This window comes from Cobetia sp. BL01 (assembly GCF_056493605.1).
Window position 1 is genome coordinate 164,214 of record NZ_JBVBEE010000001.1, and the last position, 22,309, is coordinate 186,522.

Annotated in this window: 18 protein-coding genes; 2 read left to right on the forward strand and 16 right to left on the reverse strand. The window is 63.7% G+C overall.

Annotated features, from left to right (window positions below):
- Positions 1 to 22: 22 nt before the first annotated feature.
- From ACZYGA_RS00655 to ACZYGA_RS00685, 7 genes are all read right to left on the reverse strand, one after another.
- Positions 23 to 1,333 carry an exopolysaccharide biosynthesis polyprenyl glycosylphosphotransferase gene (locus ACZYGA_RS00655; RefSeq protein WP_240499685.1) on the reverse strand — a complete coding sequence of 437 codons (1,311 nt, stop codon included), beginning with the start codon at positions 1,331 to 1,333 and terminating at the stop codon, positions 23 to 25.
- Positions 1,334 to 1,387: 54 nt separating this feature from the next.
- The gene (locus tag ACZYGA_RS00660; protein WP_084208242.1) at positions 1,388 to 3,607 is read right to left on the reverse strand and encodes a polysaccharide biosynthesis tyrosine autokinase; all 2,220 of its coding nucleotides are present in this window, start codon (positions 3,605 to 3,607) and stop codon (positions 1,388 to 1,390) included.
- 5 nt (positions 3,608 to 3,612) lie between these two features.
- Positions 3,613 to 4,734 carry a polysaccharide export protein gene (locus tag ACZYGA_RS00665; RefSeq protein WP_103751396.1) on the reverse strand — a complete coding sequence of 374 codons (1,122 nt, stop codon included), beginning with the start codon at positions 4,732 to 4,734 and terminating at the stop codon, positions 3,613 to 3,615.
- A 39-nt stretch (positions 4,735 to 4,773) separates the two neighbouring features.
- The gene (locus tag ACZYGA_RS00670) at positions 4,774 to 5,064 is read right to left on the reverse strand and encodes a hypothetical protein (protein ID WP_404625274.1); all 291 of its coding nucleotides are present in this window, start codon (positions 5,062 to 5,064) and stop codon (positions 4,774 to 4,776) included.
- 1,028 nt (positions 5,065 to 6,092) lie between these two features.
- The gene (locus ACZYGA_RS00675; RefSeq protein WP_404625320.1) at positions 6,093 to 7,202 is read right to left on the reverse strand and encodes a glycosyltransferase family 4 protein; all 1,110 of its coding nucleotides are present in this window, start codon (positions 7,200 to 7,202) and stop codon (positions 6,093 to 6,095) included.
- Positions 7,203 to 7,315: 113 nt separating this feature from the next.
- Positions 7,316 to 7,471: a hypothetical protein gene (locus ACZYGA_RS00680; protein WP_176504013.1), complete on the reverse strand. Its 156-nt coding sequence runs from the start codon at positions 7,469 to 7,471 to the stop codon at positions 7,316 to 7,318.
- Positions 7,468 to 8,472 carry a glycosyltransferase family 2 protein gene (locus ACZYGA_RS00685; RefSeq protein ID WP_404625272.1) on the reverse strand — a complete coding sequence of 335 codons (1,005 nt, stop codon included), beginning with the start codon at positions 8,470 to 8,472 and terminating at the stop codon, positions 7,468 to 7,470. Before ACZYGA_RS00685 ends, ACZYGA_RS00680 begins: the two co-directional genes overlap by 4 nt.
- Positions 8,473 to 8,972: 500 nt before the next feature.
- Here ACZYGA_RS00685 and ACZYGA_RS00690 point away from each other — a divergent pair, with 500 nt between their 5' ends.
- Together ACZYGA_RS00690 and ACZYGA_RS00695 are read left to right on the forward strand one after the other, a co-directional pair.
- Entirely contained in the window at positions 8,973 to 9,734 is a 762-nt protein-coding gene (locus tag ACZYGA_RS00690) for a sulfite exporter TauE/SafE family protein (protein ID WP_167592983.1), read from the forward strand.
- Positions 9,734 to 10,030, forward strand: a complete 297-nt coding sequence (locus ACZYGA_RS00695) for a hypothetical protein (protein ID WP_404625270.1) — start codon at positions 9,734 to 9,736, stop codon at positions 10,028 to 10,030. The genes ACZYGA_RS00690 and ACZYGA_RS00695 overlap by 1 nt, the downstream gene beginning before the upstream one ends.
- Positions 10,031 to 10,154: 124 nt before the next feature.
- On the opposite strand, the gene glmS is transcribed toward ACZYGA_RS00695, so the two are convergent.
- From glmS to ACZYGA_RS00740, 9 genes are all read right to left on the reverse strand, one after another.
- The gene (gene glmS, locus ACZYGA_RS00700; RefSeq protein ID WP_404625268.1) at positions 10,155 to 12,107 is read right to left on the reverse strand and encodes a glutamine--fructose-6-phosphate transaminase (isomerizing); all 1,953 of its coding nucleotides are present in this window, start codon (positions 12,105 to 12,107) and stop codon (positions 10,155 to 10,157) included.
- Between the two features lie 236 nt (positions 12,108 to 12,343).
- Complete coding sequence (locus ACZYGA_RS00705) at positions 12,344 to 13,690, reverse strand: UDP-glucose dehydrogenase family protein (RefSeq protein WP_404625266.1); 1,347 nt, start codon at positions 13,688 to 13,690, stop codon at positions 12,344 to 12,346.
- A gap of 265 nt (positions 13,691 to 13,955) precedes the next feature.
- Positions 13,956 to 14,822 (reverse strand): glycosyltransferase family A protein, encoded by an 867-nt coding sequence (locus ACZYGA_RS00710; RefSeq protein ID WP_167592982.1) that lies wholly within the window; start codon positions 14,820 to 14,822, stop codon positions 13,956 to 13,958.
- A gap of 43 nt (positions 14,823 to 14,865) precedes the next feature.
- On the reverse strand, positions 14,866 to 15,621 hold the full coding sequence (locus ACZYGA_RS00715; protein ID WP_404625265.1) for a glycosyltransferase family 2 protein: 756 nt from the start codon (positions 15,619 to 15,621) through the stop codon (positions 14,866 to 14,868).
- Positions 15,614 to 16,852 carry a glycosyltransferase gene (locus ACZYGA_RS00720; RefSeq protein WP_404625263.1) on the reverse strand — a complete coding sequence of 413 codons (1,239 nt, stop codon included), beginning with the start codon at positions 16,850 to 16,852 and terminating at the stop codon, positions 15,614 to 15,616. The genes ACZYGA_RS00715 and ACZYGA_RS00720 overlap by 8 nt, the downstream gene beginning before the upstream one ends.
- Before the next feature lies 1 nt (position 16,853).
- Positions 16,854 to 18,350: a polysaccharide pyruvyl transferase family protein gene (locus ACZYGA_RS00725; RefSeq protein ID WP_303563982.1), complete on the reverse strand. Its 1,497-nt coding sequence runs from the start codon at positions 18,348 to 18,350 to the stop codon at positions 16,854 to 16,856.
- 100 nt (positions 18,351 to 18,450) lie between these two features.
- A complete protein-coding gene (locus ACZYGA_RS00730) occupies positions 18,451 to 19,803 on the reverse strand; it encodes a polysaccharide biosynthesis protein (RefSeq protein ID WP_404625262.1) in 1,353 nt (450 codons plus the stop codon).
- The gene (locus ACZYGA_RS00735) at positions 19,800 to 20,867 is read right to left on the reverse strand and encodes an EpsG family protein (RefSeq protein ID WP_404625260.1); all 1,068 of its coding nucleotides are present in this window, start codon (positions 20,865 to 20,867) and stop codon (positions 19,800 to 19,802) included. The genes ACZYGA_RS00730 and ACZYGA_RS00735 overlap by 4 nt, the downstream gene beginning before the upstream one ends.
- A gap of 2 nt (positions 20,868 to 20,869) precedes the next feature.
- The gene (locus tag ACZYGA_RS00740; RefSeq protein WP_404625258.1) at positions 20,870 to 22,165 is read right to left on the reverse strand and encodes a sugar transferase; all 1,296 of its coding nucleotides are present in this window, start codon (positions 22,163 to 22,165) and stop codon (positions 20,870 to 20,872) included.
- Between the last annotated feature and the right edge of the window lie 144 nt (positions 22,166 to 22,309).

The following is a 22,309-nucleotide window of genomic DNA, read 5'->3' on the forward strand; positions in this document are numbered from 1 at the left end:
TAACCGGAAGAAGGAGGGTCGGCTAGCGCGACCCGTTCCCGCTGATCACGATCCGGATGGTGCGAATCACCACCAGCAGATCCAGCCAGAAGGAAAAGTGCTTGATGTAGAAGAAGTCGTATTCAAGCTTGCGGATCATGCCCTCGACTTCCGCGGCATAGCCCTGCTCGACCTGCGCCCAGCCGGTGATGCCCGGGCGTACCACATGGCGGTAATGGAAGAACGGCACATCCTTGCGATACCAGTCCGCCAGATTCATCGATTCCGGACGCGGCCCGATCAGGCTCATGTCACCCTTGAGCACGTTGAACAGCTGCGGGAGTTCATCGAGACGGCACTTGCGGATGAAGCGCCCGACCCGGGTGATGCGCGGGTCACTGCCTTCCTGGGTGAAGCCGGCCCCCTTCATGCCGTCATACATGCTGCGAAACTTGTAGACGGTGAAGGGACGGCAATGAAAGCCCATGCGTGGCTGACGGAAGACCACGGGGCCCGGGCTGTCCAGTCGGATGGCCAGCGCGGTCAGCAGCATCACCGGTGCCAGCAGCGGCAGCAGCACCAGCGCCACGCTGAAGTCCATCCAGCGCTTGATGACCTCGTAATCCTCACGCGGCATCAGCGAGCCGAATTCATTGGCATAGAGGTGATCGAGCAGCACGCGGCCGGTGATCATCTCGTGGGCCTGGGTGGCGTGATAGACGGGAATGCGGTGGATGGTGCAGTCAGCGAGGAAGCTCTCCCACTCACGGGGCATCTCGGCACGCAGGTCTGCCACCACGCCATCGATGCGCCGCATGCCCACGAGGTCCGGCCCCTTGAGCGTCAGCCACTCGACCTCGCGACGCTGACACAGCGCCGGCGCCTTGCCGAACGGCACCACGGCAAAGCGCATGCGCCGGACATGGGTGTCGATGTAGTAGTAGGCCGTGCACAGGCTCACGGCGAGCAGGAAGGACAGGCCGACCTGATGACGCGAGTAGTCGAGATCGAAGACCCCCAGCGCCAGCATCAGCATCAGATAGCAGATGACGATGGTGGGTACCACGTAGAGGTAGGAGCGGGTCCCCGGCAGGCGCGACAGGCGATTGACGGCGGTGATGGACAGCGTATAGGCCACCCCCGTGCCGATCATGGCGTGCCATTGGGCATCGCTGGTCAGCCACCAGCCGTGGTCACCGGGTACCAGCTCGTTGAGCCCCGCCTGGTAGAGTGCCGGCGCGATCACCACCACCAGCATGCCGAAGACCAGCTGCAGGCGTTTGCTGGCGATCAAGCGCTCGTAATGATGCGAGTAACGACGCTGGTGCTCCATCGATAAGGGTAAACCGCTCATCGTGCCATCTCCTCCGTGATTCAAGCGTCATGAGAGCCGTGCCGCGACACGGCATCAGGTATAGCTGTAGTTGTAATACCCGTAGTGCTGCTTATCCCCGGCCTGCTGCTCGATGGCATTCAAGATCGCGCCCTTGACGTGGATGCCGTTGTTCTCGAGCTTCTTGCGAGCATGTTCCAGCTCACGCACCTGGTTCATGCCGAAGCGCGCCACCATCAGGCTCGCACCGACATGGCGCCCGATGATCAGCGCCTCGGTGACGGCGAGTACCGGCGGGGTATCGATGATGATCAGGTCATAGCGCTCTCCCAGCTGCTCCAGCAACTGGGCAAAGTTTTCCTGCATCAGGAGCTCGGACGGATTCGGTGGCGCCACCCCACGGCCCAGGAAGTCCAGGTTGTCGATGCGCGTGTGATAGATGACCTCTTCCAGAGGACTTGCGCCGCTGAGGACATCCGAGAGGCCGCCCTGCTCGGAGGTGCGCTGGAAGGCGTGGTGAAGATGTCCGCGCCGCATGTCGGCATCGATCAGCAGCACGCGCTGGCCGGCCTCGGCGCTCACCGCGGCCAGGTTGAGGCTCACGAAGCTCTTGCCGATGCCCGGACTCGGGCCGGTGAACATCACCGACTTGCGCTGATTGTCCAGCAGCGCGAAGTGCAGGCTGGTGCGCAGGCTGCGCAGCGCCTCGATGCTGATGTCGGAAGGCTGCGAGGTCGCCAGCACGCCCTGATAGATCTCGCGCCCGGACTTCTCGCCCTTGAGGCGCACGCGACGCATCATGCCCTGCTGCAGCGGCGAGAGCGGGATGGTGGCGTAGACCGGCAGGTCCAGGGACTCGATCTGTTCGGCGCTGTCGATGCCCTTGCGCATGGAATGCCGCAGCAGGATGCCCAGCACGCCCAGCAGGAAACCGGCCATCGCGAAGACCACCATCATCAGCGAGGTTCTCGGCGAGATGGGGCCAGGCTGCAGGACGGCGGGATCCAGAATCCGCACGTTGCCGACCGTACCGGCCTTCTTGAGGCGCACTTCTTCGCGCTTGTTGAGCAGCGCGACGTAGATTTCCTGGCTGACATTGACGTTGCGGTTCAGATTGAGCGCTTCGCGCTGCGCCGCCGGCAGCTGTTCCGCCTGCTTCTGGACCCGCGCCTTTTCCTGATTGAGGGAGTCACGACGCGCCACCAGTGCCCGATAGGCCGGGTGCTCATGGGTGTAGGCACGCGACAGCTCCGCCAGTCGCAGCTTGATCTCGGTCAGCTGGTTGTCCAGCCCCACCAGGTTCTCCATCACCTGCTGGCTCTCGGCGGTCAGGTCCACGGAATCGCGGCGGCGGCGATAGTCGTTGAGGGCGGATTCCGCCTCATCGAGCTGGCCGCGCAGCGTCGGGATCTGGTCACCCAAAAAGCCCAGCTGATTGTCGGCCTCGGCGGATTCGCGCTCGATATTCTGCTGCAGGAAGACGTCGGTGATGGTGTCCAGGGTGCTGACGATGGCCTGCTGGTCGCTGCCGGACAGACTCAGGGTCACCACGCCGGTATCGCTGCCGTTGCGCTCGGCGGTGAAACGCGACTTGATGGAGTTGATGGCACTGAGGTCCGAGATGCTGGTCAGCGCGAAGCGCGCCCCGGGGCTGGCCTCCATGCGCTGGACGAAGACCTTGATGTCACCGGACAGCGCATTCTCGCCCACCGTGCCATGCATCAGCAGGTTGCCCTCGGCGTCCAGCAGGCGATAGTGCTGCTCATCGACCACTTCCAGGGTCAGCGTCTGTCCCTGCCACTGGCCGCCAAGCTCCAGCGTGGTGACCTTCAGGACGTCATCCCCCCAGGCATATTCATTGCCGCCGAGACTCTCCGGCAGACGCATTCCGCGATGGGACAGCCAGTCGCCGATGACGGGGTAGCGCACCGGTGTGACGACGATGTTGAGACGCTCACGCGCCACGGCCTGCCCGAGCACCAGCCGCGAGGCCAGGATCTCCAGCTCGTCACTGGTACTGCCCTCCTCGGGGCCTCCGGACTGACCCGTCAGCGTGCCCAGCAGGCTGGCGCTGCCGCCCTTGTCCTCGATCTGGATCAGCGAGTCAGCCAGATAGATGCGCTGCTGGCTGCCGACCACATAGATGCCGATCAACGTCAGCAGCACGGTGCTGGCGATCAACCACCAGCGACGATGCCAGAGCAGTGCCAGCAGGGTGCTGAAGTCCAGGCGACGCGTCGCGTCCCGGCCAGCGTCACCGGAAGATGGCGGCATGGGAGAAGTGAACTGATTCATGGACCTCAATCTCCCTCGATGTCGTCGATGACCGAGACGAAGGCCCCGGTACTGGTGACCGACGGCAGCAACTGACTCAGCACGCGGTTCCAACGGCTGACCGGCGCCGCGGTGACATAGACCACATCCCTGGGCTGCAGCGGGAAGCGTGCCCCCAGCATCAGCGAGGTGGCATCGGAGATATCGAGCACATAGACGGTGGCGAGCTTGTCAGCGTCCGGGCCGTTCTCCCGGACCACGAAGACACCGGAGGGGTCGGCACGGTCCTCATCCACGCCACCGGCGCGTGACAGGGCATCGGTCAGACTCAGACGCTCGTTGCCCACCGGCATGTTGCCGGGCTTGAGGACCTGCCCCAGTACGAAGACGTTCTGGTCGGTCGCCACCGGGATATTGATGACGTCGCCATCGTGCAGCAGGCGGTTCTCACGCATGTTGCCCTGCTGCAGCAGCTGATAGAGGCTCAGGTGCTCCTGGTGGCCGTCGCGGGTCAGGGTGATGTCGTGGGTATTGGCGAGTTCGGTGACGCCACCACTGGCACTGATGGCATCGATCAGGGTCAGGGGCACATCGGTGACCGGCACGAAGCCCGGCTCACGGACCGCGCCGCTCAGATAGACGCGCTGCGAGCGGAACTGGGCGACGGAGACGTTGACCTGCGGGTCGGTGATGAAGCGTGACAGACCACGCACCAGCGAGGCGCGCACCTCATCCACGGTCATGTCCTTGACGTTGATGCGCCCGACGTAGGGGTAATACAGCGTGCCATCCGGCTGCACGATGTAGGTCAGCGCTTCCACCGTCTGGCGCTGAACGCCCGTCTCCTGGGCCAGATCCAGCGGCGTGCTCAGATTGATGGCCAGGATGTCACCGCCACCCACGCGGTAGACGTAGCGCTTGATGTCATCCACCAGCGCGTCATCGGCCGGGGCTGTCTGAGCCGGGAGTGCGCGATAACTGCTGATCAAGGCCGGCGTGATCGGGCTGACCGTGACATGGTCCGACAGCGGCGCCGTCTCGACCTCATAGTCCATATGGCCGCCAGGGGCGAAGGCACAGCCTCCCAAGGCGGCCAGCATTATCGCCAGGGAAACTCCCCGCAGCGTCGATCTGGTCGATCTCTTCATAACCTCTGTCATCCCCTGTAAGCCCTGCGCTCTGCTCGATCACATCCTGATCGGCGCATTCATCGTGTATCCGGACACGCTACCGCCCCGAGGAATCGGCTTTCTCCCCTGCAGCACGTGGAAATTCTGTGACGTTCCCTTGCGAGACAGGCGCGAATCATTCCCTGCCTGCGCCAGCGCGCCGTTGAACGAACGGTGACCTGTCAGGATCGACCCAATCCCGACATGTACCGGATCATGAAAATCATCCAACGGCATCAGACTATCCTGATCCATGACACGGCCTGAAGAATCAGCACAACTCATCATGACGACATGAAAGATAATCACGGCATCTTCATCGATGACTCATGACTCTCATACTCGACATCATCAGTATCGTCATTGAAGGATGACTGATAGCGTGATCAGCCATTACAGGAGGTCATCAGAACGAAAATGAGGACTCATTTTCGCCGGTATTTCAGAGATCTCTCGACACTTTCCCGAGTATCAACAACGCATAACGAGAAGGCCTGGGTGAATCGTGAAACGTCAATCTCCGCATTGCATCACCGGATGAGCAAGGGCGAACCCTCTGCATCCGGCATCAGGAGAAGATGACATTCACGTATTCTGGAGTAGTGAGACACAATGAAATACAGCAACTTGCGACCAGTTCGTACCTGCCTGACTTCCTGTCGGCCTTTCCATTCTCTTCTCCCATGCCACGAACTGGCGCCATCGAGACTGACAGCAGCGATCAGAACGTCACAGGGATTTCGTGATGGACTCGGCACTTGACCATCATCAAATCACCCTCTCATCTACGATGAATCGTGAATAATCACGTCTTAATCGGCGTGACATCATCGATATTTCATGAGGTGGAGATCTGCTTGATTTTCAATGTCTGATTACGGACTTGATAATAAATTAATCGACCACAACAGCAAGGCGTAAACTCTCTTTCACGACGATTGTATTGCCGCACTTCACTTTAGACTGCTTTCTCTCATCTCAAGTATTAGTAGAGCGATGACATGAATGAATCGCCAACCGCTGAGAGCCACTCATCCTGATGCCACACCTGACTGACATCAGCATGAACCTCATGACCCAGCACTCCCCATCATCTGGCATGAGACGTCTCATTCAGGTGGCCGCATAGCGCCATTCCCCATTTCCAGGACAAGAAAAAGGGCAACCGATCATCGCATCGATTGCCCACTCTTCTGACTGCCATGTCCAGCGCCAGACCCCGCATCTCAAGCCCGCTTTTCAAGCGCACCTTTCAGGTCCGCACCGCAGGCCCATTCTTCAGACCCGCAGGGCCCCATGCGCACTCTTCTCCCATTTGCCACCCTCGCCCTGCGCGTTCAGACCGAGACTTCGGGTGCCGCATCCAGCTCGCCTTGCAGACGGCTGGTGTATAGCTCCAGATGCCCGGCCAGCGCCGTGTTGATGTGGTAGCTGCCGCCGTGGCGTCGCGCGTTGCGCGCACAGCTGCGTCGCAGCTCCTCGTCAGCCACCAGGCGGGTGAGAGCATCGGCATAGCGCGCCGGCGTCTGCTCATCCACCACCAGCCCGTTGCCGACCCGATGCACGACTTCTGCGCAGCCACCGACGTTGGTGACCAGCACCGGCAGCCCGCTCAGCGTGGCTTCCAGCAGCGAGATCGGCAGTCCTTCCCAGGCAGACGACATCAGGAAGATGTCCGATGAGGCCAGAAGCCCCGCTACATCAGTAATATTGCCCAGCAAGGTCACCTGATCCTCGAGCTCGGCGTCACGGATCTGCATGACCAACTCGGCCTTGAGCGGCCCCTCCCCGGCGATGCTGAGCGTGACATTCAACCCCTGTGCCTTGAGGCGGCGGCAGCTCTCGAGCATCAAGGGATACTGCTTGGCTTCGGTGAGACGTCCGATGGCCGCCAGCTTCACCGGGGTATCCAGCGCCGTCATCTGCCAGCCGCTGTGCTTGAGGCGTGCCCCCGAGGCGGCATTGTCGATCTGGACCACTGGCCGCCTGACCAGCGGCGCAAGCTTGCGCGTGCAGGCGTGACAGATGCCGACATAGGCGCTGACGCGACGATCGAACAGTCGAAACAGCCAGTTGGGCGCCCCCAGCTCAATGTTGTGCACGGTCATGATCACCGCAAGCTTGCGTGGCAGCAGGAAGGCGAACATCAGCGCGTAGTAGAGATGGCAATGCACCACATCCGGGGCGAATCGATTCACTTCCGTGCGCAGTCGTGTACCGCCACGCCAGGGACGTCGACGCGTGTCGGCGCCCAGAAACGAATGACTGATGCCCGCCTGACTCAGCTGGGCCAGGAAGTGCCTTTCAAATTCCAGATCTCGCCCGCACTGCTCAGCGGTTTCCAGAAAGGTGACATGAACGCTGTGCCCCGCCGCGACCATGGCAAGGCTCAGGTCCTTGACGTAGACCTCGGCACCTCCTGATGCGGGGGTCGAGATGACATGCATGATTCTCACTGCGATAGCCTCCTGCTGTCGTACCTGAAGATTCGTATCCGATAGCGCGAACGCGAGCCCCGAAAGGAGGGCTCGCAAGTCACATGCTTGGTGCCTGATGGAAGTCAGATGACACGCAGCAGTGCCGGGGCTTCCAGTCCCTCCAGCACGGCCTGCCAACTGGCCTCGACGGTACGGCGCGAAAACCGCTCCAGGCCGTAATCGACATTGGCACGCTCGGTGCCGCCGGTGTAGAACAGGATATGCTTGCGAGTGCTCATGACGCGTATTGGCTCCGCCGAATCAATTGCCGGGACAGGGAAGGACTGAGCGCATAGCTCATCAGCAACGCCTTTTCCTTCAACGACAGCTGACGCAATGCCGCCCAAGATGACTGGCGCAGCTGAGACATCACCACCTGCCTCACCTGGTCATCGTCGTGGGTCTTGTTGATGGCCTGGCGCATGATGAAGCTCACACCGACGAAGCGCAGGGCGCGAATCTCCAGCAGTGCCAGGCCGTGGGCGGCCGCGAACTGCTCGCGGTAGCGGGAATCGAACACCCGCCAGCTGCGGTGAAATCGGGCCAGCTCGCGATTGCCGAAGGGCTTGCGGGTCAGGGAGCCGTCGCTGCGCTTGTCGAAGCGATACAGCACATCGGGCAGATAGAGAACGCGTGCCGCCCGACCGAACAGCTCAAGGTTGTAGAGACCATCCTGGGAAACAGGAAGGTCAGGAAAGCTCAGGGCGCAGGCGAGATCGGCGCGGATCGCCTTGCCCCAGGGAGCGGAGACGATGCGGTCGTGCATGAAATCGGTGAAGGCCTGCATCTGGGTGCGCTCAAGGGGCTGGCTGCACAGTGGCGTGCTCTCCCGCTCTCTCTTTGGCCCCAGCAGGCAATAACGGAACACCACCACCTGCGGGCAATCGAAGGCCACGATCTGCGCCTTGAGCGTATCCAGGGCGCCGGCCACGAAGGTGTCATCCGCATCGCAGAACAGCACATAGCGGCCACGTGCCAGACTCAGGCCATGGTTGCGGGTCGGCCCGGGCCCGAGATTCTCGGCATTGCGGCGCAGTACCAATGAGGTCGGTGGCCGGGCGGCGTGACTGCGCTCCACCCGCAGAAAGGAATCATCCGAAGAGGCATCATCGATGATGATGTGTTCGTAAGCGGTGTCGTTGGCCGCGAGACTGGCGATGCAGCGCTCGAGCCCATCACCCGAATTGTGATTCGGCGTCACGATGGTGAAGAAAGGAGATTGTGCTGCGTTGCGTTCCATGCCCGGATATCCATGTGGCGGTGCTTGTCCATCAGGGGCTCACGCTCAGGCCGTGTTCATCACTGCCAGGCATCAAGCAAGGAGGCCAATGAATCTGTCGGCTGGCTTGCCCTGCCAAAGCCCGGCCCAAGCCACCAGCGACATCATGTGGCCGCAAATGGCAACACTTCATGCCCCCTTGTTCACCACAGACTAATAAGCTGCTGATATTCAAACAAGGCGACATGTCGCCAAAAACCGAATTCATGAGGGTTCATGTCGCAAACTCCTTGCATCTCATGCGTAAGCTAAGCAATTCAAGACCACTAAATTACCTATGCAAGTTTGAGCAGGATGGGCCGAGCTGCTGACACGCTTCATCCGCGAAAGCTCACATGACTCACCCTCGCCGGCTGGCAGCCACGAGACTGTCGCCCTTTTGCGGCTGGCCCGCGCTATCATGGCAGCGCAATGCCTCCACCCTCCCCTCGCGCCGAACGGGGCCACCCAACGGAGTCACCATGACCCTCTGGCAACTCGCTGCCATCCTGTTGAGCCTGGCACTGGCCAGCTACATCCAGACCCTCACCGGCTTTGCCTTCGGGCTCATCGTCATGGGCCTGCTGGCCACTCTCGATGTCCTGCCCATCGAGAGCGCCGCCCTGCTCTGCGCCCTCTTGAGCCTGTTCAACAACTGCATGGCACTGCGGGGCCACTGGCGAGAAATCGACCTGCGCCTCGCGCGGCGACTGCTGGTCACCAGCCTGCCGCTGCTGCCGGTCGGCTATTACCTGGCCACCTGGCTGGGAGAGGAGCGCGCGCCCCTGCTCGGCATGCTGCTGGGATGCGTGATCCTGATCGCCTGCCTGGCGCTGCTGATGCAACCCAAGCCGCGTGAGACGCTGTCTCCCCGTTGGCACTTCCATGCCGCCGGCGGGCTCTCGGGCCTGATGGGCGGGCTGTTCGCCGCCAACGGGCCGCCGCTGGTGGTAATGCTCTACCGCCAGCCGATGACGCTGGTGGCGATCCGCTGCACCCTGTTCGCTGTCTTTCTGGTCGGGGGCGCCATGCGCATGGGACTCTCGATCATCTCTCCCGGACGCGCCGGCGAGCACCTGAGTGAACTGCTGATGATCGGTGCCGCAGGCGTGTTCGTGGTCATCGCCTTCACGGAGCTCGCACGCCGCTTCCCCCCCCCGCTCAGTGACCATCACCTCCGCCAGGTGGCCTACGCCATCCTGCTGGTCTCCAGTGGCAATCTGATCCTCAAGGGGTTGATCTGATGCGCGATATTCCACCGTCACAGGTCGAGGAAGCGCCGGGAGAGGAAGGCTTCATCGAACTGGCGCCAGGCACACTGGAGGCCATCAAGGCCGCGGGCAGGAAACTCGACGATGACGTCAAGGCGGGGCGTGTCAGCTCAGGCAGTTCACGCTGTATCACGGGGCCGGGGGGAGATCGTTTCTGCATTCGTCATCAGGGCCCCACCCCCGAGCCCCCGGACACCTGCGAGACGGACACCACAGCCGGGCGGCGCAGCTGGTGGCGCCGTCTGTCGTCATGGGTCCTGCCGGGCTGAGCTGCATCAAGCAGGCAGCGTCAGGCAACCGCCGGCGGCATGATGCGCGCACACGAAAAAAGGGACTGCCCATGGGCAGTCCCTTTCGTCTTCATGCGAGACACAATTCAGTGCCCGCGCGGGATCACTCTACCGTGACACTCTTGGCGAGATTGCGCGGCTGATCGACATCGGTGCCCTTGAGCACGGCGACGTGATAGGACAGCAGCTGCAGCGGGACCGCATAGACGATCGGCGCGAGGAAGCGACACACCCCCGGCACGGTGACGACGTGCACGCCCTCACCGGCCTTGAGGCTGACTTCCGGGTCGGCGAACACGAACAGCTGGCCGCCACGCGCGCGGACTTCCTGAAGGTTGGACTTCAGCTTCTCCATCAGGTCATCCATCGGCGCGACCGCCACCACCGGCATGTCCTCATCGATCAAGGCCAGCGGGCCGTGCTTGAGCTCACCCGCCGCATAGGCTTCGGCGTGGATATAGGAGATTTCCTTGAGCTTGAGCGCACCCTCCATCGCGATCGGGTACTGGCTGCCGCGCCCGAGGAACAGGGTGTGATGGCGATGCATGAACTTCTCGGCCAACTGGGCGATTTCCCCGTTCAGCCCCAGCGATTGCTCGATGACATGCGGCAGGTCCTTGAGACGCATCAGCAGCTGACGCGTGAGCAGGTCATCTTCCTCGTCCTGCGGCTGTCGACGGCTCTGGCGCAGGGCCAGCGTGGTCAGCATCAGCGCCATCAGCTGGGTGGTGAAGGCCTTGGTGGAAGCCACCCCGATCTCCGGCCCGGCATGGGTCAGCAGTGACAGATCCGACTCACGAACCAGCGAGCTTCCCGCCACGTTGCAGATGGCCAGACTCGCCAGGTAATGCCCTGCCTGCGGCCCCTCGCGGTTGAGCTTCTGGATATCCCGCAGGGCCGCCAGCGTGTCGGCAGTCTCGCCGGACTGCGACAGGGTGATGAACAGCGTGCCCGGTGCCGCGACACGCTCGCGGTAACGAAACTCCGAGGCCACCTCGACCTGCGCCGGAATGCCGGCGACCTCTTCGAGCCAGTAACGCGCCACCATGCCGGCGTGATAGCTGGTCCCGCAGGCGATGATCTGCACCTGACGCACATCGGCCAGCAGCTGCGTCAGTCGCTCGACATCGACGACTTCCCTGCCCTTCTCGGCGCCATCATCCGCGGCCAGGAAGGAATGGCGCGAGACCTCGAAGGCCTCCAGGCGCACGCCCTGCGGGTCGAGACGCTCGGCCAGGGTACGCGACAGCACGGTGGGCTGCTCCATGATCTCCTTCATCATGAAGTGGCGATACTCACCCTTGCCCGCCGCTTCGACGCTGTGCTCATAGCGCACCACTTCGCGGGTCACCGGCGTGAGCTCATCCTGCTCGGCGCCGCGTTCCAGCACCTGGATGCCACTCGGGCTGATGGCCACCATGTCGCCCTCATCCAGATAGATGAAGCGGTCGGTGACCGGCAGCAGTGCCAGCGGGTCAGAAGCGATGAAGTGCTCCTCGATTCCCACACCCACGACCAGCGGGCTGCCCTGACGGGCGCCGACCAGCAGCTCGGGATTCTGCTGTTCCATCACCGCCAGCGCGAAGGCACCATCCAGACGCGCGGTGACCACATTGACCGCCTCCGGCAGCGCACGGCCAGCGCGCAGTTCGCGGTCGACCAGATGCGCGACCACCTCGGTGTCCGTCTCGGAGGTGAAGGCGTAGCCCTCCTGCTCCAGCTCACGGCGCAGCGCCTCGTGGTTCTCGATGATGCCATTGTGCACCACGGCCACGCGCTCGCCCGAGAGGTGCGGGTGCGCGTTGTGCTGGGCCGGACGCCCGTGGGTGGCCCAGCGGGTATGGGCGACGCCGATGGCACCGGACAGCGGCGCTTCACGCAGCTCGTCCTCCAGCGCGCGGACCTTGCCGACGGCACGCGCACGGCGCAGTTCACCGGCGGGGTCGATCACGGCCACGCCAGCGGAGTCGTAACCCCGGTATTCGAGGCGATGCAGCCCCTCGATGAGAATCTTGCTGATGTCACGCTGAGCCAGGCCGGCAACGATGCCACACATGGAAAGCTCCTTGTCTGCTGCCGCCCCGTGCCAGGCACGGAGCGGTTCGAACGAATGGGGGGCAAGGCGGTGCCCTTGCAGAGGTCACGGACGCGACCGCCTTGCCGAGAGGCTGAGTCAGAGAACTGAGCCACAGAACTGAGCCAGAGAACTGAGCCAGAGGGCTGAGTCAAAGACTGAGTCGGGATGCCGCGACGACGGCTTGCAACCGCACGTGTCGCAGGCCGCCGCCTGGGTCAGTCGCGCGTCAGCGCCAGGGTGTCGCCACGGCCGACCGCGTAATACATCAGGCCGGCAGACTTCATGGCGGACGGCTCGAAGAGGTTGCGGCCATCCACCACCACCGGGAAGGCCAGCTGGGTCTTGAGCCAGCCGGCATCCAGCGTGCGGAATTCCTTCCACTCGGTGCAGATCACCAGCGCATCCGCGCCCTTGACCGCCTGGATGCGATCCGCCACCAGCACCAGATCATCGCGCTCGCCGTAGATGCGGCGTGTCTCACGCATGGATTCCGGGTCATAGGCCTGCACCTTGGCACCCGCCGCCCACAGCGCTTCCATCAGCGTGCGGCTCGGCGCGTCACGCATGTCATCGGTGTTCGGCTTGAAGGCCAGCCCCCAGACGGCGATGGTCTTGCCGGCGAGATCGCCATCGAAGGCGCGTGACAGCTTCTCGAACAGCGTGACCTTCTGACGCTTGTTGACGGATTCCACCGCGGTGAGCAGCTCGGCCTCATAGCCTACCTGACTGGCGGTACGTGCCAGTGCCTGGACATCCTTCGGGAAGCAGGAGCCACCGTAGCCACAGCCCGGGTAGATGAAGTGGTAGCCGATGCGGGGGTCACTGCCGATCCCGCGGCGCACTTCCTCGATATCCGCGCCCAGGCGCTCGGCCAGGTTGGAGATCTCGTTCATGAAGCTGATCTTGGTGGCCAGCATCGCGTTGGCGGCGTACTTGGTCAGCTCGGCGGCGCGCACATCCATGAACATCAGCTTTTCATGGTTGCGGTTGTAGGGGGCGTAGCATTCGCGCATGCGCTCGCGCACCTTCTCGGAATCGGTGCCGACCACGATGCGGGCCCCACGCGTGAAGTCCTCCAGCGCCGCGCCCTCCTTGAGGAATTCCGGGTTGGAGCAGACATCGAAATCCACGCTCACGCCGCGGTGCTTGAGCACTTCAGCCACGCGGGCGTGCACGCGGTCTGCCGTGCCCACCGGCACGGTGGACTTGTCGATGATGACCTTGTAGTCATCCATGTACTCACCGATGCTCTCGGCCACCGCCAGCACGTACTTGAGGTCAGCACTGCCATCTTCATCCGGCGGCGTGCCCACGGCGATGAACTGCAGCACGCCGTGCGCGACGGCCTCGCGGGCGTCGGTGGTGAAGCTCAGACGGCCGGCTTCCACGTTGCGCAGCAACATGCTCTCGAGTCCCGGCTCGTAGATGGGAATCTCGCCCTGCTTGAGGCGCTCGATCTTGGCGGCGTCCACGTCCATGCACACCACATCATGTCCCACATCGGCCAGGCAGGTACCGGTGACCAGGCCTACATAACCGCTTCCGAAAATCGTGATCTTCATTGAATGTCATCCTTGTTGGCCTGACGGCCATCTCGAGTGTGAACGCAATGCGCCAAAGCGATGCATGAGCGATACCGGTCGGGGCGGATCTCCACTGCAGGGAGACCGTGAACCACTGACAGATCGCCCCTCGGCCCGAATCCGGCGTGACGTTACCCAACCCACTGACGGGCAACGTCAGTGGGGAGAGAGAAAAGCGCAGAGACTGCCATCCATCGGCGTCTGCCCATGCCGATTCGGGCGTACGTGTGTGTCGCGCGGGCGACTAGCGGAAGAAATTGCCGACGAAGGTCGCCAGATAGCCGCGCTTGAAGGCGATCGGGGCCTTGCGAACCAGGAATGCCAGTGCCAGCGGCGAGAAGCGACTGCCAGTGACCCGGGCGAACATCCGCCCCTTGGTGCGCGCCTTGGCGGGCGAGCTGTAGAAGTCGCTGCCGGAGGTGACCCCCGCATGGGCGACGATGCCCAGATTGGCGCGCATCAGGCGCGCGCCCTGACGGCGGGCATCGCTCATCACGATGAATTCCTCGCCGGAGGGCTGGTCGGTGCCCAGCCCGAACTGCTCATCGAAGCGGGCATGGAACTGGCAGAGATCCAGCGCCATGTCCACCGAGCGCACGCGAGCCAGTGACATCAGGGTGTGGGCCTTGAAGGCGACCGGCGGTGCCGGACGATCCGGGTCCCGTTCGTGCAAGGGGAAGGCCTTGACGTGCGGGAAGCTGATCGCCGCCGCCTCGGTACAGGTGAAGGCTTCCATCACCAGCGACACGGCCTGGGGATGCAGCTGGACATCGTCGTCCAGGATGTAGGCGTAGCGTGTCGGGCAGGCCGCCAGCGCGATGTTGCGGCTCTTGGAGAGACCACGCCCCGCGACCGCCAGATACTCGAAACGGCTGTCGAAATGGGCCAGCACGTACTCGCGGAAGATATCGCGCTGCGCCTCGTCCTGATGGGCTTCCGACAGCTGATGCACGATCAGGAAGCGGGCACCGGGCAGCTCGTCATAACGCGGCACGCTGTAGATCCCGGCATCCAGGGTCGAGATCAGGAAGGTCAGTTCCGGCACCTGACGACGGGCGCTGTCTTCCACCTGACGCTGATGCTTCAGCACACGAGCACGGGATTCCTGCATGGGGCGGCCTGCATGACGAGCGGGATCGACGGAGATAGTTTCATCAACGATGTTTTGCATAACCGTTCACCGCGTAATGGACAAAGTTGCGACTGGCGCTGATCACATCCATCCCCAGCACCTCACGATACAGACGCCACTGGTAGGCGGCGGCCTTGAACTTGTTGGAGGACACGCTGCTCTCGCGACGCGTGTAACGCGCCAGCGGCTCGGGCATGCCCTGCGCCGGGCCCAGCTGACCGATGATGATCAGCCACAGCGCCAGGTCCTGACGCTTGCGGATGGTCGGCATGTAGAAACGCCCGAAGCGCCCCGCGTCATAGATGGCGGTCAGGCAGCCGATGGAGTTGGAGCGCAGCATGTCGTCACGCGTCAGACGCGCCGGCGGTGCGAAGTGGGAGACATGGTTGCCCTGCTCATCCACCATCTCGTAGCCGGTGTAGGACAGTCCGGCGCCGGTCTCCTGCATGAAGGCGATCTGGCGTTCGATCTTCTCCGGCAGCCAGGCATCATCGGCGTCCAGGAAGGCGATGTAGCGACCCTGGGCCTCGGCGATGGCACGGTTGCGGGCACGCCCCGGCCCGCCGTTGGTGTCGGTCTCGAGGATGCGGATCTCGACGTCGCCGGTCGCCAGTGCCGCGAAATCCTCGCGCAGTCGCGCGGCGGCACCATCGGGTGAGGCATCGTCGCTGATCAGGATCTCGCGCACCGGCTCGCTCTGGGCCAGCACGGAATCGACGGCGGCATGCAGGCGGCGGTCATAGCCGTAGTTGGGCATGATGACGGACACATCAGCCATGGGCCTTCTCCTTGGAATGAGGCGAGTGGGATCCACTGACGCTGACGTCGTTCACGAATGCGCGCTGGCGCGAATCGGCCGGCACCAGGCGCGTGATCAGGCGTTGATAGTCCGGCAGCACCGCATCACGGCTGTAGTGGGCAAAGCTCTCGCGTGCGGCCTTCGAGAGATGCAGCAGGCGATGGTCGTCAAATTCGAGACGCGCCAGTTCATGCGCCAGCTCCTGCACGATCTCCACCTCACCGGCACTGTCCGCTTCGGCACTCAGCACGCCATCGACATCGTGGCGAATCAATGCCAGCGGGCCTGAGCGCACCGGGCGTGACAGGCACGGCAGGCCCTCACGCTTGGCTTCCAGCACGTTCATCGGCAGGCATTCACGCTCGGACGTCAGCAACAGCAGACGGGCTCGGCGCAACTCACGCGAGACGTCCTGCAGCGCGCCGGTGAACAGCACCCGGGTGTCATCCGGCACGCTGTCATCGTTGGCGCCCTGGAAGACCTTCAGCCCCAGCTCGTGGCACAGCGCCAGCAAGGACTCACGTTCCGGACCATCCCCGACCAGCACCAGACGCCCGCGGCGGTAGCCCGAATGGGCAAAGGCGCGGATCGCCAGATCGACACGCTTGATCGGCGCCAGACGCCCCACCATCACCACGTCGGCCTGACGCTCGCACTCGGCGCGCGTCTCGCGCTCCGCGAGATCATCCAGATAGTTGGGAATCACCGTCGGTTGCAGACCACGCCGCCGCCAGCATTCCGCATCCACCTCGTTGAGCACCTGCAGGACATCGAGATGACGATAGAGCAGGTGCTTGATGACGCGCTTGGCGCGACGATCGTGATGGTAGGCGCTGTGCTCCTGGGCGATGACGCGGGTCAGCGGGCGCGAATTGCCCGCCTCGTCACGGCCTCCGGTGCCACGTGCCGCCAGCTGGGCCGCCAGATGGAAGGCGAAGTAGCCACTGACCATCACCTCGATACGCGCCTCCAGCATCAGACGACGCAGATGCGTCACCCAGTGGCGGAAGTTCTTGCGCGTACCGGTGGCGGGCAGGCCCAGGGTGCGGTATTCGACACCCTCGAGACGGCCCCAGTAGGGCTCGCCTTCACGCACCGATACCAGCGTGACCTGATGGCTGTCGCGCAGATCACGCGCCAGGCCGTGCATCACCTTCTCGACGCCACCGCAGGCGCTGATGTCCTGGATCAACAGAGCGACATGGGCCATGTCAGACTCCTCGCACGACAGGCTCGCTGTCGTGGGTGGCGTGCTCAGCGGCCGGGGCGTCCGTGGCCACGGGGTCCGTCGCGTCAGGTGCCTTGGCAGCCGTCGGCGCCGGATAGGCGTCATCATTGAGCTTGAGCTCACGCTGGCCCCAGACACCGGCGCGTCCCGGTGCGCGGCGCAGGAAGTCCCGCGTGATGTCGGCGGTGATCGCCAGCTTGTCAGCGATGACGCGCTCGGCAAGCGCCGGGAAGGCCTTGTCGGCGACCAGCGCCTCGATGTCGGCCACGATGCGTGCCGGGTCGAAGTTCTCGATGTCCTGAACGCTGTCGCCGAGCCCGAAGTCACGCATGATGCCCGGCGCCTTGGGGCCACAGTAGGACAGCGCGTAGACCGGCGTGCCGGACATCAGCGCGAAGATGACCGAGTGGAAACGCGTGCCCACCAGGAATTCGGCGTCGCGGTAGAGATCCACCAGCGCATCCGGGCTCGGGTCGCCCTGCACCAGCTCGATGCGCGTGGCGAGCTCCTCGCCCCCGTCAGCGGCGGCCAGTGCCTTCTGCAGGTGATCGAACACCAGCTGGGAGATGCGCTGGTCATTCTCGATATCGGTCGGGCCCAGCACGTGCGGCACGATCATCAGGCGCTCGATGCCCAGACGCTCCCGGGATTCCAGCAGTGAACGCGACAGCACCTCGACACGCTCGGCGAAGGCCTGCTGATCCAGCCCCCACCAGTCACGCAGGGTGATCACGGCATAGGGAGAGGCCACGCCGCCCGGTGCCTTGACCTCGGCATGTTCATCGCTCGCCCGCGGGGCCATGGCGAAGGCCATGTCGGTGCCCAGCAGCGCATGCGGCAGCTTCGGGTCGGCCTTCTGGGTCATGGCGTGGGTGATCTCCTCACGCGAGACCACCAGGCAGTCGCTCAGGGTGCGCAGGAAGAAGCGCTCCTGGGCCGGAGTCTTGAACGGGCCGAAGGAGTGGCCCAGCAACAGCACGCGCTTGCCGGCCTTGCGCGCCAGCATCACCGGCGCCAGATAGCCGATCAGCGCCAGCCAGGAAGACAGGGTCTTCTTGAAGCTGCCGTTGTGGAAGATATGACCGCCCTTCACCACCACCAGGTCGGCACCGTCGATGACATCGTTGCCGCTCTTGCCCTGCTTGCCGAATGCCATCTTGGCCCCCAGCCCCAGCAGCGAGGTGACGAAGCGCAGCTTGTCACGCATCGGCGGCATCAAGGGCTGACCGACGGTGACGCGCTCGCGGTAGCGGCGACGAATGTGGCGGAAGGGCCCGCGCTCGGTGGCGAACACCTGATCATCGATGGGCAGGATATCGATGCGATGGCCTTCGGCCTTCGCCACGCCTTCACCGGAGACATCGCTGCGGCCGTGTTCGGCATCGATCAGCTGGTCGAGGAAGTCGATGGTGCCCATCAGGATGGCGGAGTCGCCCTTGTTGTCGTCATGCCATCCGTGCGTCATGCATATCTTGGCCATGCTGTTCGTCCTTCTGTCCGTAATGTCGCTGTTCGGTGTGCACGATGCCCGGGCATCGCCACGTGAAATATCGTGTACTCGTCGGCCCCAAGGCCGAACGTCAAGGGCTGGCCGTCGCGGCCGCCTCTTGCTGGCGAGCCGGCTGGAAGAGGATCGCCATCGCCAGCATCACCAGCTCCGCGGTGACCGGCACGCACAGGAAGAGGTGGTAGAGGTCGATGCCCAGAAGGCTGCCGCTCTCGCCGGACGCGTTGCCGAGCGAGTGATTGAGCGCCGCGATCGAAAGGCCCCCACCGACCACCAGAATGGCCCCGGTGCTCTGGCACAGCAGGCGCTTGCCATTCAGGCGCAGTGCCGCCAGGCGCGTGAAGGCGCAGGTCACGAAGGCGTGCACCAGGTAGACCAGCGCGAAGGCGCGCAGTGTCATGGTCAGGCGCGGGTAGGCGCCGCTCAGGAAGTGCTCGGCCAGCCACGGCGCCACCAGTGCCAGACCGCCCGCCACCGGCAGCGCGAAGCCGCTGGCGATGATCAGGTATTCCTTGAGGCGGCCATCACCCTGGGTCAGCTTGGGCAGGTAGTAGCGATACAGGCTGGTGGGGAAGACATAGAGCGCGAACACGATGGAGGTCACCACCGAGACACTGGCCACCTGGGCGGGCGCGAAGGCGAGCCCGGCCAGGATCACCCAGGCCTGCAGGTAGGCGAATGACATCAGGTTGTTGTAGAGAAAGCCGCGTCCACGCGCGAAGTCCGCCTTGCTCGGCAGGCGACCCGAGCTTGCGCCATCGCGGCTGGCAGCCGCCGCCCGGGCATCCGCCGCCGCGTCATGTGACAGCCACATGCCCAGCGCCATCACGATGACCAGCGCGAGGGCACCGACCATCACGAAGGTGGCCACCGGTGCCAGGCCGAACATGCCGGACGGCGTGGTCAGCTCGGCGCTGAATTCGGCGCCGGTCAGCAGCGCGACGCCCTGATGATAGAGCGCCGGACCTGCCGCGCAGGCGACCGCGATCGCCACCGCCAGCGAGATCAGCACCGTCATCAGATTGACGCGCCCCAGGCGCTCCTGACGCTGCAGGCGCGAATTGACCATCTGCAGGCCGACCTGCTCCGCCCCGGCACGCAGGGCACAGAAGGCGAAGATGAAGGCAGACAGCCCCAGCAGCGGCGCGATGCCCACGGCGAAGGCGATGGCCAGCAAGGCGTAGAGGCCGATGCCGACGCCCATCCAGCGGCGCAGCGCCGCGCCGCTGGCGCCATCTTCGGTGACCAGCAGCACCTCGTTGCCGCCCATGCGCGCCAGCACCCCCAGCAACACCGCATAGTTGAGGGCCAGGGCATATTCCCCGAAGGCCTCGGGCGCCACGGCTCGCGCCAACAGCAGGCCCGCCGCGGACGACAGGCCACGCGCCATCAGGTTGAACAGCGAGAAGATCAGCGCTTCGCTCATGACTGACCTCCATTGCCGACCACCAGTGCTTCATCGCTCAAGAAATAGAGTTGGTAGTTGTTCAAGAAATCATGATCCTGATTGCCGGCCGCCACCTTCAGCGACATGAAGAACAACGCCATCATCAGCGCACCGCTGATCAGACTGGGCAGCAGCTTGTCGCGGAAGTGCTCGATGACGTCACAGATGACGAAGATGGCAAACGGCAGGAAGTAGTAGCTGGCGCGGGCCACGTGCTCACCATAGGTGATGAACAGGGTGTAGAGCGCCACGCCGATGAACATCAGATTGAAGGCCCAGGGGTCCAGTGACAGGCGGAAATGCTTCCAGAGTCCCAGCGTCCCCAGGCAGATCAGCAGATAGATGACATAGAGCTTCTGCCCGCCCCCGGAAAAATCCTCGAAATAGTGGGCATAGAGCCCCAGCGCACTGAGCGCGCTCTTGGCCAGCGGTCCTGCCACGAAACACAGCGGCAGCAGCCCCAGATAGACCCAGAAGGGATAGGCGCGTCGCAGCAGCGGGTAGAGCACCAGCAACGGCAGATACAGCGCCAGGGTGTAGTGGAAGCTGGTGCCGACGAGCATCAGCACCAGCGCCGGCAGCCGCATGCCACGCTCCAGACAGGCCATCGCCACCATGAACAGGGCGATCGCCACGTGCTGCTTGACGAAGCCGAAGGCCGAGAGATAGATCAGCGGCAGGCAGACGAAGAACAGCAGGCACCAGGCCAGGTTGCGGCGGCTCATCACCAGTGCGGTGACGAAGCACGACACGTAGAGGAAGGCAGTGATGAAGAAGAACAGCTGCGGTTCCCCCCAGGCCCGTGCCATGCGCGCCAGTGCCGCCGGCGCGGGTTCGAGGAAGCTCAGGTCGACCTGCCAGGTGGCCATCTGGCGATACGAGAAGTAGTCGTATCCTGCGTCGTAACGCAATGCCATGAACGCCAGACACAGCCCGCCACCCAGCCAGGCACCCACCATGCGGGTGCGCTCGCTGGCCGCCAGTGGCAGAACTGCCACCAGCAGGGCCATGAAGCCGACGTAATAGCCACTGACGGTCAGCATGCTCAGCGTGCCCCGAAACCGGTCAGCATGGTCTTGATGGTACGACCGACGATCAACAGATCCAGCCACACGGAGAAGCGCTTGATGTAATAGAAGTCGTGCTCGAGCTTCTCGCGCGCCTCGTCAGCGTCGGAGGCGTACCCCTGGGTCACCTGCGCCCAGCCGGTGATGCCCGGACGTACCACGTGACGGTAGTTGTAGAACGGGATCTGTTCGGCGAATTCATTCACGAACTTGACCTGCTCCGGACGCGGACCGATGAGGCTCATCTCGCCCTTGAGCACGTTGATGAACTGCGGCAGCTCATCGATGCGGGTCTTGCGGATCACGCGGCCGATACGGGTCACGCGCATGTCGTTGGCCTGGGCGAACTGGGCACCGGACTTCTCGCTGTCATGGCACATGCTGCGGAACTTGAACATGCGATACGGACGACCGCCCTGACCGACACGCTCCTGCACGAAGAACACGCCACCCGGCGAATCCAGACGGATCAGCACGGCAGTCACCAGGCAGATCGGCAGCACGAACGGGGCCACCGCCAGCACGGCCAGCACATCGAACAGACGCTTGAACAGCTCATATTCACTGTTGGGTGCCAGCTGACCGAAGCTGTTCTCGCGCACCTGGTTCAGCTCCACGCGGCCGGTGAGCGACTCGCGCACTTCACTGGCGTCGTAGACCGGAATGCGGTTGAGCACGCAGTTGGCCAGGAAACGCTGCCACTCGGCCGGCATCTCGGCTTCCAGGTCCGCGACCACGCCGTTGTAGCGCTCCTGGCCCAGGTCCGGTGCGCGCATCAGGTTCCAGCGCGCCCCACGAGTGGTGAACAGGTTGCGATAGTCACCGAACGGCACCACGGCCAGCTTGCGGATGCGGGTGCGCTGCTCGGCCCAGAAGCCGATGGAGCAGATCAGCATCGCCGCGAGCCAGGAGCTGCCCAGCACGATACGGCTGAAGCGCAGATCCAGCGCGATCAGCACGCTCATCGCCAGCAGATAGCTGATGGTGATGGCCGGCAGCACGTAGGCGAACGCCTTGGCACCGGGGTAGCGCGACATGTGACGGATCGCCTGCAGCGCGAGCAGGAAGCCACCGCTGGCCGCGATGACGCTGTGCATGCGCATCTCGCTGACCCAGGGGCGCAGGCCATTGATCAGCAACAGCGGGACACCCACCGCCAGAATCAGACCCACCAGCGCCTGACACAGCGAGTTGAACATCAGACGTTCGTACATGCGCGAATGTCGCTGACGCCCCTCGAGTCCGGTCGTCGCTGGATTTGTCGTCGTGTTCATGTGCCTGTCTCCCCCTTGGTTTGCGTTCGAGTGGTGTTTCCGTTCATCACACCCGGTGCCGTCTCTCGCCGCCCTTGCGGCCTGCACCGGTCTATCGCAAATCGTGCTGTCTTCTCATCACGCCGCATGCGCCCTTCGGGCCGG